Consider the following 9603-nt stretch of genomic DNA (forward strand, 5'->3'; position numbering starts at 1 on the left):
CCGAAGCCTCGGCTTAGGCTGACCGCGATGAGAGTCGACCGCCGCAGTCTTCTGCGCTCCTCCGCCCGGCTTGCAGCGATCACCGCCACCGCCGGGCTCACCGCCACGTGCAGCGGCGCCACCGACGGCCGGGGCCGTTCGGCCACCGCGGTGGCGGCCCGTCCGCAGCCCTCGCACCTCGCCGAGGGCGCGGAGGGCACGGACCCCGGCACGGATCCGGCCCTGCCCTCCTCCGGGTCCACCGCCGCCCCGTCCGGCGCGGCGACGGCCGAGGGCGTCGCACCGTCCCCGATGGTCCTGCCGCCGGTCGCCCCGGACACCCCGCTGGAGGTGGTGACGGGGCCGCACACCCGCCCGCAGCTCGCGCTGACCTTCCACGGGCAGGGCGATCCGGCGATCGCGACGGCGCTGCTGACGGCCGCCGAGCAGCGCGGGGCGCGGCTGACCGTGATGGTGGTGGGCAGCTGGCTGGACGAGCAGCCGCAGATGGCCCGGCGGATCCTGGACGGCGGCCACGAGCTCGGCAACCACACCCAGAACCACCTGGACATCTCCTCCCTCCCGGCGGACCGGGCCCGCGACGAGATAGCCCAGTGCGCGCAGCGGCTGGAGCGCCTGACCGGGTCGATAGGCCGCTGGTTCCGGCCGTCCGCGGCCCAGTACGCGACCCGGATGGTGAAGGAGCAGGCGCAGCAAGTGGGTTACCAGCACGTGCTGTCCTTCGACATCGACCCGCGGGACTACACGGACCCGGGCCCGGACGTCGTCGCCAAGCGGGTGCTGAAGGCGGCGGCAGCCGGCTCGGTGGTCGCCCTGCACATGGGCCACCCGGGCACGGTCACGGCCCTCCCGGCGATCCTGGACGGCCTCGCCGCCAAGGGCCTGCACGCGGTGACCGCCTCCGAACTCTGCGCCTGAACCACCCCCACCCCACCGGGAACCACCGAACCCGAACCCGAAGCCCGCCCCGGCCGAACCCGAACCCGGAGCCGAAGCCCGGAGCCCGCCCCGGCCGAACCCTCCCGAACCGTCCGAACCCGCCCCGCCGGAAGCGCCGCAAGCGCCGGAAGCCGTCCGAATCCGCACCCGCACGGGGCCTGACCCGCCCTCACTTCCCGCCCGGCCGCCGTGCCATGCTCGACCCATGCGCTATCTCTTCCTCGGCGCCGGCGCGGTCGGCGGCACCATCGGCGGACGTCTCCACCAGAGCGGCCACGACGTGGTCCTGGTCGCCCGCGGCCCGCACCTGGCGGCACTGCGCAAGGACGGCCTGCGGCTGACCACGCCGGACGGCTCGCACCTGCTGCCCGTCCCTGCGGTCGGCGGGCCCGACGAGATCGACCTGATGCCGGACGACGTGCTGGTGCTGGCCGTGAAGACCCAGCACTCGGCGGAGCTGCTCGACCAGTGGGCGCCCCGCCCGGTCGCGGGCGGCGGCACGGCGGGCGAGCGGCTGCCGCTGGTCTGCGCGCAGAACGGGGTGGAGAACGAGCGCCTGGCGCTGCGCCGGTTCGCCCGGGTGTACGGGATGTGCGTGTGGCTGCCGTCCACGCACCTGGAGCCGGGCCGGGTCTCGGCGGCGGGCTCGCCGCGCTCGGGCATGCTGCACCTGGGCCGCTACCCGCACGGCGCGGACGACCTCGCTGAGCGGATCTCGGCCGACCTGACGTCCTCGTACTTCGACGCGCCGGTGACGGACCGGGTGATGGCGTGGAAGTACGCGAAGCTGCTGAGCAACCTCGGCAACGCGCTGGAGGCGGTGGCCGGCCCGATCGACGGCGAGCTGCGCACGCAGCTGTGGCAGCGGGTGCAGGCGGAGGGGCGGGCGGTGCTGGCGGCAGCCGGAATCGGGCACCCGTCGGAGGAGGAGCAGCGGGCGAAGCGCGGCGACCGGGTGACGCTGGTGCCGCTGGACGGCGAGGAGCGCGGCGGCGGGTCGTCCTGGCAGAGCCTGGCGCGCGGCACCGGCGACATCGAGGCGGACTTCCTGAACGGCGAGGTGGTCCTGCTGGGCCGCCTGCACGGCGTGCCGACGCCGGTCAACGCCGCCCTCCAGCGGCTGGCGGGCGTGTTCGCCCGCGAGGGCCGCCCGGCGGGCTCGCTGCCCGGGACGGACCTCGCCGCCCTGCTCGATCTCCCCGGCGCGTAGCGCGAGGTGACGTACGGTCAGGCCATCGGGTCGTCCGGCCCGTACGGCCGCAGGCGCAGCGTGCGCGCGTCGGCGGAGCGGATCGCGGCGGCGGAGGTGACCAGGGTCTCCAGGTTGTCGCGGCCGGCGTGCAGGAAGCGGCCGTGCAGTCCGTCGAAGCGGCCGCGGGCGGCGTCGACGGTGACGGCGACCATGTAGGGGATGGAGCCCCAGTCCTTCTTGTCCCGGAACATCGGCATGTCGGCGGTCATCCCGGTCTCGACGGCGCCGGGGCTGATGTCGAGCACCACGATGCCGTGCTGCCCGACCGAGTCGGCGATGTTGTCGGAGAGCTGGAGCAGCGCGCCCTTGGAGGTGGCGTAGGCGGTGTAGTGGCCGTCGGGGCGCAGCGCGAAGCCGCTGTTGAGGTTGATGACGCGGCCGCGGCCGCGTTCGACCATGCCCGGCAGCACGTTGCGCAGCATGTTGTAGGGGCCGCGCAGGTTGGTCTCGACGACCTGCCACCACTGGGCGGGGTCGGTCTCCCAGATCGGGACTTCGGCGCGGTCGACCTGCCCGGCGTTGTTGACCAGCAGGTCGACGGGGCCGAGGTCGCGTTCGATCGAGCGGACGGCTTCGCGGACGGCGCCGGGGTGGCCGACGTCGGCGGTGACGGCGACGCCGCGGGCGCCGTGGTGGACGCACTCCTTGAGGGTGTCGATCAGGGCGTCCTGGGTGCGGCCGACCAGTCCGACGGCCATGCCCTCGGCGGCGAGGCCGATGGCGATCTCCCGGCCGATGCCGCGTCCGGCTCCGGTGACGAGTCCGACCTGCCCGGCGAGTGATCCGGTCCCCATCTGCCTGCTCCCTCCGGCGGCTTCCTGCGGCTGAACGTTCGCATTCTGGTCCCCTGCCGCGGGCCGGACGCGGGCGCACCGCCGATGCTCACCCGTTCGAGGAGGCCGGTCCGGGAGCCGGCCCGGGAGCCAGCCCGCGAGCCGGGCCGCGAACCGGCCCGGGAACCGGCCCGGAACCGACCCCGGCACCGAGCCGGGGTGAACGAGCGTTAAGGCAGGTAGTACCGTCGTCCGGGCGGACTGCCGGGCCCGACCGGGGTGCGGCGGCCGTGACACCACCGGCTGGGTGACCCCCAGCTCCACGTGAAGGGCAACTGAGTGAGTGACATCGCGCGTGTCGGAGTAGTCGGCTGCGGCCTCATGGGGTCGGGCATCGCCGAGGTCTTCGCCCGTTCGGGCCTGGACGTGCTGGTCTCGGAGGCCAGTGGCGAGGCGCTGGAGCTGGGCCGGACCCGGCTGACCAACTCCCTGGAGACCGCTGTTCGGCGCGGCAAGCTGACGGAGGAGCAGCGCGACGAGGCGCTGTCCCGCCTGGCGTTCACCACCGACCTGGCGGACTTCCACGACCGGGACCTGGTGGTCGAGGCGGTCGCGGAGCGCGAGGACATCAAGGTCAAGATCTTCCAGACGCTGGACCAGGTGGTGGCCCGCCGCGACGCGATCCTGGCGTCGAACACCTCGTCGATCCCGATCGTGAAGCTCGCGGCGGCGACCAGCCGCCCGGAGCAGGTGATCGGCCTGCACTTCTTCAACCCGGCGCCGGTGCAGAAGCTGGTCGAGGTCATCCCGACCCTGACCACCTCGGTGGAGACCACCACCCGCGCCGAGCAGTTCGCCGTCGACGTGCTCGGCAAGGAGCCGATCCGGGCCCGCGACCGGGCCGGTTTCGTGGTCAACGCGCTGCTGGTGCCGTACCTGCTGTCGGCGGTGCGGATGTTCGAGTCGGGCGTGGCGACGGCCGCCGACATCGACAAGGGCATGGAGGCCGGCTGCGCCCACCCGATGGGCCCGCTGCGGCTGTGCGACCTGATCGGCCTGGACACCATCGTCTCGATCGCCGAGTCGATGTACGAGGAGTACAAGGAGCCGCTGTACGCGGCGCCGCCGCTGCTGTCGCGGATGGTGGACGCGGGCCTGCTGGGCCGCAAGTCCGGCCGCGGCTTCTACGACTACACCGCGTAGGCCTGACCTGCTGCTTCGTGCCGGTCGACCCTCCGCTGGGGTGAGTCGACCGGCACCACCCGGCCCATGACACTCAGTCACTTCGGCCGGAGCGGTCAATCCGGGGAGAATCTGGGGAGTTCTGGCTCTTCCCCGCACCGAGCCAGTCGTCGACCGCCGCTCGGCCACGCCAGCCGTCGTCGGGAATGAAGTGAGCGTAGACCCTGTATGTGATCTCCGGCGAGGCGTGCCCCATCCACTTCGACACGGCCACTGGCGGCTCCGTCCGAAGCTGGACGCTGGCGTAGGTGTGCCGGAACCGGTGGAACATCTCCTCCCTGCTTCCGCTCCATCCCCAGCCCTCCTCGCCCTTGGCGGGAATGAGGCCGGCCGCCGCGAGCGCCGGCTTCAGGACGCGCTGGTTGTAGCCGCTCGGGTTCAGCCGGTTGCGCCACTCCGTCGTCACCAGCAGGGGGACCGTGGCCGTCTCCCGCTTCCCGTTCCCCGGCCCCTCCCACGGCAGCGTGATCTCCACCGGCGGGAACCGCTCCTCGTGCTCCCGAAGCAACTTCAGCAGCCCGGGCGACAACGGGATCTGCCGCTCCTTCTTGCCCTTGGGCAGCTTCAGGTAGGGCGTGGTCCCGTTCGCCCACAGCAGTTGGCGCCGGAGGTTGATGACCATGGCGGCCTCATCAATGTCGTCCAGGCTGAACCCGATCATCTCGGCCTGGCGCAGGCCGGCGTGCAGTCCGAGGTCAGCCGTGATCCGGTAGCGCTCCCGCATCCGGCTCCGGATGTCCGTGAATTCGTCCGCCGACCAAGCCCGGGCCTTCGTCTCTCCCCCGCCGGTCGGCCGCAGGTGGATGTGCGCCTGGCACGGGTTCGCCGCCAGGCGCTTGCCTACCGTCGAGCCCAGGATCGACCCGAGGTGGATCCAGACGACTTCCAGAGTGCTCTCCCCGAGCCTGCCCTTCTCACGGCGCCCCTTGAGCCACTGCCGGAGCGCCTCCTCGTCGATCTGGCGGAGCTGCAGGTGCCCGATCGGGTCGAGGATGTGGTTCCAGATCTTCGACCTCATCGGGCCGGCAGTGTTGGTCGGGTCACTCCGGCCGGGCCACCAGATGTCCTCGACGTACGTGCGGAGCGTCATCTCTCCGGCTCGCGGGTCCATCCAGGTCAGCCGACGCGAGTCGGTCTCAGCGGTCGACTTCCAGGTCTTGGCGTCCTCCAGCGTGTCGAAAGACGCGTCTCGCACACCCGGGATCCCCGCGACCCGGTAGCGCTTGCCCTTGCCCCAGCGGGCGGTCCGCTTCCTCTTGCCCGTTTCCGGGTCGGGCCTCTTGTTCAGCCAGCGATCTTCGATGTACCCGGCAGCCACTGGGCACCCCCCTGCAGGTCGGCGTGACGGGCCCTCAGCACCCAGGTCGTGACGTTCAGTTCGGCGGCCAGCTCGTACTCGTCGGCGGCCCACTGCCGGGCGCGTGCCCAGTCGGAGAGGGCGATGAGCTTGCGGGCGGCCCGGAGTTCGGCGAGCCGCTCGGCGTGCAGGCCGGCGGCACCGCCGCAGCCGGAATCTCCGGCGAGGATGTGCTCGAGCTCGTGGGCGAGGACGCATCGCTCCTCGACCGGCGTCAGTCCGTCTGCGACGACGACAGCTCGGTGCGTGGGGGACCAGATCCCCCAGGTGTCCCGCAGCCATCGGCGGAGGACGGGTATGCCCATCCGGTCGAGTTCGGCGTGCGGGTCGTACGACAGCCCGGCGACGGCAGCGGCTACAGGCATGCGTCTCCCCCTGGTTCCTGACAGGTGTGGGAGGCATGTCGGATGGTCAGTCTTTCATATGCCTTAAGGAACTGTGAGGAAAAACGCACGTAAAGATGGGCGTGTTGCGCCTGCGCTGGGGAGCTACTCGCCCTTGCTGCGGGCGTGCTCCTCGAGGGCCTGGTGGATCCGCTCGGCGTCGTCCTCCGGCACGCCGGCGTCACCCTCGGCCCAGGCGTGCGGCCGGTACGCCGCGAGCCCGTACGAGGACTGAGAGGTGGCCAGCGCCGTGCCGCGCTGCGGAACCGACTGCAGCAGCTGGTCGGCCACGTCTTCCAGGAGGTCCCGCAATCGCGGGTCTCCGCCGGCCGCCACCGCCGCCCGGGCGAACCGACCGACGCCTGGGAACAGCTCCGCCGGGGTCGCACCGTGGAACGGGGCAGGCGGCTGGCCGGCTGCAACGGTCTGCGCTGGTGCCACAACCTCCCCGCCCGCCAGAACACGGGCGAGCGTGCCGGCCGACCATCCGAAGAAGTTGGAGACCGCGTAGTAGCCGTCTGGGATCCGTCCCGGCGCCGGCACGCGACCGTTCTCGTAGTGGCCGACCGTCTTGCGGTCGAGGCCGACCGCCTCGGCGAGCTGCTGCTGGCTGAGATTCCGGGTGAGACGCGCCCGGCGGATCTCCTCGCCCAGGTGCGCCCAGTCGAGTACTGACTCCTCGGCGGACTTCCCCATGACTGCCCCTGCTCGCCTCGTTGGACAACGTTAGGCAACAGCATCGCAGAAGGGCCCCACGTGCGCGCAGTGGGGTTCTCGCCATTCCCGCAGGTCCGACACTGTTTCGCATCTGATTCCTCACAGTGCCTTGCTGTTTCCCATCATTACCCATAACGTTGGTCATGTGAGAGCGCGAGGGCGAGACATACGACGCAAGCGTGAACAGATGGGCTACGGCCTACGTCGGTTCGCGAGTCAAGTCCACGTGTCTCCAGCGCACTTGTCCCGGGTCGAGCGTGGCCAAAGAGGCGCACAGCCTGAGGTGATCAAGCGGATCGCCGATGCGCTGAACGTCCCGGTCGCCGACATTTCCGACCCCTGAGCATGCGAAACGAAGGGAAATCATGGACGCCTTGCAGGTCCCGATGCCCCCGGTGCTGCGGCTGGACCAGGCTGCGGCCTACATCGGGCGCACTGAGAAGGCCCTCCGCGGTCTCCGCGAGCGCCGGCGCGGCCCGGCGGGCTTCCGGGCCGACGGGCGGGTGATGTACCGCATCGAGGAACTCGACCGGTGGCTGGCCGAGCACGAGGCGAGGGACTCCCGGTCGAACCCCGAGCTCGACCCCACCCGCCAGGCCCCCGAGCCGCGCCGCGCCAAGCGCCGCCAGCCGCTCGCCGCCTGACCGACCCGCAGAAATGGGTCGGGCCCCCGCCGGCGAATCCCCCGGTCTGCCAACCGGAGCCCGTGCGAGAGCCCAGCGACCCGCCGATCAACACCAACCCGAACGAGAAGGAGGCAAGGCCGCCCATGCAGCCTATCGCCATCCCGCCCTTGGCTGAGTTCGCCACCAGGGTCTTCGACCGCACCGACCGCACCGGCGACTGCTGGCTTTGGAAGGGGCACAAGAACGCCGAGGGATACGCCTGGACCCACGCCGCGGGTCACCACCGGCTTGTCCACCGCTTCTCCTACGAGGCGCTGGTCGGCCCGATCCCCGTGGGCTTCCAGATCGACCACCTGTGCAAGGTCCGGCACTGCGTGAACCCGGCGCACCTGGAGGCGGTCACGCCCAAGGTGAACGTCCAGCGCAGCACCTCCGCGAACCGACGCAAGACCCACTGCCCGCAGGGCCACCCGTACGACGAGGCGAACACCTACCGCCCGCCCGGTCGAACGGCCAGGGCGTGCCGGGCCTGTCGCAACGGCAAGAAGTCCATCCGCCGCAACCAGATCGGTGGTGCGAAGTGACCGCCTTGCCGCAGCAGCCCACCGAACTCCAGCTCCAGGCCGGGGCGCTGAGCGTCCTCTCCGACCTGGTCCGTCGAGCCGCCGTCGCCGGCGTGCCGCAGCACCTCACCCCGACGTGGTGCATCGCCGGTACCCGAGTGACGGGCCGGCTCCGGTCCGCCGACGACTCCGCCCTCCGCGCCCTCGACGCCTGGCTCCGGCTCGTCCTGGGCGTCGCCCGGGTCGAGGTCACCACCGACGAGACCCCGGCCGGCCCGCGCCGCGTGTGGACGATGACCACGGTGATCGCGGACGTCGCGATCGACCTGTCGGCGTCGATCCCGGCCGCCGCCGCGCCGCGCCGAGAGGCGGTGGCCGCATGAACGCCGAGCAGCAGAGCAAGGAGCGGTTCGCGGCCGACGCCAAGGACCACGTGCTGACCGTCCTGCACGACGACGGCCTGTACCGGCACCTGCGTGCCCGTTCCCCGAAGACCAGCGACTACTACTGGTTCGAGCTGATCACCGCCCCGGGCACGCTGATCTTCCGCGGCGACGGCGAGTCCTTCGTGTTCGCCAGGCTGCCCGACATGTTCGAGTTCTTCCGCAGCCCGTCCGGCCGGGTCAACCCCAGCTACTGGGCGGAGAAGCTCACCAGCGACCGCGACAGCGTCAAGGCCTTCGACGAGGACCGGTTCGTCCGGCGCGTCAAGGAGTACACGGTCGGCGCGATCCGCGACGGCTGGGCGCCGCGCGGCATCGGCCGGGCCGTGACCCGGTTCCTGTCCGAGGTCGACACCACCAGCGAAGTCGCGGCCCGCGCCGAGCTGGAGGAGTTCGAGTTCGGCGGGAAGTGGGTTGCCTCGTGCGACTGCGGTGCCGGCAAGGAGTTCTCGGCGGACGGGTGCGTGGCCGCCGCGCTCTGGGCCGGCACCCACCGGCGTAAGGGGCACAACCCGGTGGCCCGCGAGGAGCAGGCCTTCCGCTTCGAGGACTCGTGGGAGTGGGACTTCCGCGAGTACGACCGGGCCAAGGCCGCACAGGCCGACGAGCTGGTCGTGCCGCTGCCGGTGCGCGAGCTGCACACCGACGCCGAGCAGCAGCTGTGCGCGTCCTGGATCGGCGAGCACGGCGACCCGGCCGACTGGTCGCAGGAGACCCGCCTCACCTACGCCAACACACTCGCCCACCTGCGGGCCGGGGGTGCCCTGTGATCGCCCTCATCGCCTCCGCCGCGCTGGCCGTGATGGCCGGCCTGCTCGCCCGGCCGCGTCTCCAGCAGCGCTTGGCCGCCCGCCGCCTGCACACCGAGATCCGCTCCAACACCCCGATCCGCCTGCCCCGTCAGCGCAACGAGGAGAGCCGATGACCGCCACCCAGCCGGAGCGCGCGCGCGTCCGCGGCGTCGACGACGGCATCAGCCACGGCACGATGCGCGGGTACCGGCAGCACCGGTACCGGGAGATCCCGGTGTGCGAGCCGTGCCGGGCCGCGAACCGCGAGGACGCCGCCAAGTACCGGAAGCCGCGCGGCGACCGGCGCGCGCAGGCGTGGAACCGCGGCATGGTCGGCGAGCCGACGTCGCCGGTCCGGGTCTCGCCGGTGCCGGCCGCGTGCACCGAGCCGGACTGCGGCAGCGAGGGCACCGCCCCGGACGGATGGGTCGCCGCGGTGGTCGACGGCGCGGAGCGCCGGTACTGCCGGACCTGGTGCGCGACCTACGCGCAGGCCTTGGTCGACGTTCGGGCGATC

At 72.1% G+C, this 9603-nt stretch carries 14 protein-coding genes; 10 read left to right on the forward strand and 4 right to left on the reverse strand.

Annotation, left to right across the window (positions count from 1 at the left end; all coding sequences use genetic code 11):
* Positions 1-27 precede the first annotated feature (27 nt).
* Both KCH_RS07000 and KCH_RS07005 read left to right on the forward strand, forming a co-directional pair.
* Entirely contained in the window at positions 28-918 is an 891-nt protein-coding gene (locus tag KCH_RS07000) for a polysaccharide deacetylase family protein (RefSeq protein WP_084223333.1), read from the forward strand.
* A gap of 226 nt (positions 919-1144) precedes the next feature.
* A complete protein-coding gene (locus KCH_RS07005; protein ID WP_035860277.1) occupies positions 1145-2149 on the forward strand; it encodes a ketopantoate reductase family protein in 1005 nt (334 codons plus the stop codon).
* A 17-nt stretch (positions 2150-2166) separates the two neighbouring features.
* Here KCH_RS07005 and KCH_RS07010 read toward each other — a convergent pair whose 3' ends face one another.
* On the reverse strand, positions 2167-2985 hold the full coding sequence (locus KCH_RS07010) for an SDR family NAD(P)-dependent oxidoreductase (RefSeq protein ID WP_035860279.1): 819 nt from the start codon (positions 2983-2985) through the stop codon (positions 2167-2169).
* Between the two features lie 318 nt (positions 2986-3303).
* Between KCH_RS07010 and KCH_RS07015 the strand changes: the two genes are divergently transcribed.
* Entirely contained in the window at positions 3304-4167 is an 864-nt protein-coding gene (locus tag KCH_RS07015; protein WP_035860283.1) for a 3-hydroxybutyryl-CoA dehydrogenase, read from the forward strand.
* 73 nt (positions 4168-4240) lie between these two features.
* On the opposite strand, the gene KCH_RS07020 is transcribed toward KCH_RS07015, so the two are convergent.
* The 3 genes from KCH_RS07020 to KCH_RS07030 form a co-directional block, all read right to left on the reverse strand.
* Positions 4241-5524 (reverse strand): tyrosine-type recombinase/integrase, encoded by a 1284-nt coding sequence (locus KCH_RS07020; protein WP_051652830.1) that lies wholly within the window; start codon positions 5522-5524, stop codon positions 4241-4243.
* Positions 5491-5928, reverse strand: coding sequence for a M78 family metallopeptidase domain-containing protein (locus KCH_RS42360; RefSeq protein ID WP_035860286.1), 438 nt, complete (start codon positions 5926-5928; stop codon positions 5491-5493). Before KCH_RS42360 ends, KCH_RS07020 begins: the two co-directional genes overlap by 34 nt.
* 123 nt (positions 5929-6051) lie before the next feature.
* On the reverse strand, positions 6052-6642 hold the full coding sequence (locus KCH_RS07030; RefSeq protein ID WP_035860288.1) for a helix-turn-helix transcriptional regulator: 591 nt from the start codon (positions 6640-6642) through the stop codon (positions 6052-6054).
* 166 nt (positions 6643-6808) lie between these two features.
* On the opposite strand from KCH_RS07030, the gene KCH_RS47085 reads away from it, so the two are divergent.
* The 7 genes from KCH_RS47085 to KCH_RS42365 form a co-directional block, all read left to right on the forward strand.
* Positions 6809-7006, forward strand: coding sequence for a helix-turn-helix domain-containing protein (locus KCH_RS47085; protein ID WP_425268887.1), 198 nt, complete (start codon positions 6809-6811; stop codon positions 7004-7006).
* 22 nt (positions 7007-7028) lie between these two features.
* Entirely contained in the window at positions 7029-7307 is a 279-nt protein-coding gene (locus KCH_RS07035; RefSeq protein ID WP_035860291.1) for a helix-turn-helix domain-containing protein, read from the forward strand.
* Positions 7308-7456: 149 nt separating this feature from the next.
* Positions 7457-7873 carry an HNH endonuclease signature motif containing protein gene (locus tag KCH_RS07040; protein WP_063750263.1) on the forward strand — a complete coding sequence of 139 codons (417 nt, stop codon included), beginning with the start codon at positions 7457-7459 and terminating at the stop codon, positions 7871-7873.
* Complete coding sequence (locus tag KCH_RS07045) at positions 7870-8235, forward strand: hypothetical protein (protein ID WP_035860293.1); 366 nt, start codon at positions 7870-7872, stop codon at positions 8233-8235. The genes KCH_RS07040 and KCH_RS07045 overlap by 4 nt, the downstream gene beginning before the upstream one ends.
* Positions 8232-9065 (forward strand): hypothetical protein, encoded by an 834-nt coding sequence (locus KCH_RS37005; protein ID WP_051652832.1) that lies wholly within the window; start codon positions 8232-8234, stop codon positions 9063-9065. Before KCH_RS07045 ends, KCH_RS37005 begins: the two co-directional genes overlap by 4 nt.
* Complete coding sequence (locus KCH_RS41045; protein WP_157031929.1) at positions 9062-9220, forward strand: hypothetical protein; 159 nt, start codon at positions 9062-9064, stop codon at positions 9218-9220. Before KCH_RS37005 ends, KCH_RS41045 begins: the two co-directional genes overlap by 4 nt.
* Positions 9217-9603 (forward strand): hypothetical protein (locus tag KCH_RS42365; protein WP_051652833.1); only part of this gene is annotated, 387 nt, incomplete at its 3' end. The genes KCH_RS41045 and KCH_RS42365, both read left to right, overlap by 4 nt.

This window comes from Kitasatospora cheerisanensis KCTC 2395, assembly GCF_000696185.1.
Taxonomy (GTDB): Bacteria; Actinomycetota; Actinomycetes; order Streptomycetales; family Streptomycetaceae; genus Kitasatospora; species Kitasatospora cheerisanensis.

Coding starts and splice junctions, on each gene's coding strand:
- KCH_RS07035 (WP_035860291.1), top strand. CDS start 7,029: ATGGACGCCTTGCAGGTCCCGATGCCCCCGGTGCTGCGGCTGGACCAG.
- KCH_RS37005 (WP_051652832.1), top strand. CDS start 8,232: ATGAACGCCGAGCAGCAGAGCAAGGAGCGGTTCGCGGCCGACGCCAAG.
- KCH_RS07030 (WP_035860288.1), bottom strand. CDS start 6,642: ATGGGGAAGTCCGCCGAGGAGTCAGTACTCGACTGGGCGCACCTGGGC.
- KCH_RS07010 (WP_035860279.1), bottom strand. CDS start 2,985: ATGGGGACCGGATCACTCGCCGGGCAGGTCGGACTCGTCACCGGAGCC.
- KCH_RS07000 (WP_084223333.1), top strand. CDS start 28: ATGAGAGTCGACCGCCGCAGTCTTCTGCGCTCCTCCGCCCGGCTTGCA.
- KCH_RS07005 (WP_035860277.1), top strand. CDS start 1,145: ATGCGCTATCTCTTCCTCGGCGCCGGCGCGGTCGGCGGCACCATCGGC.
- KCH_RS42360 (WP_035860286.1), bottom strand. CDS start 5,928: ATGCCTGTAGCCGCTGCCGTCGCCGGGCTGTCGTACGACCCGCACGCC.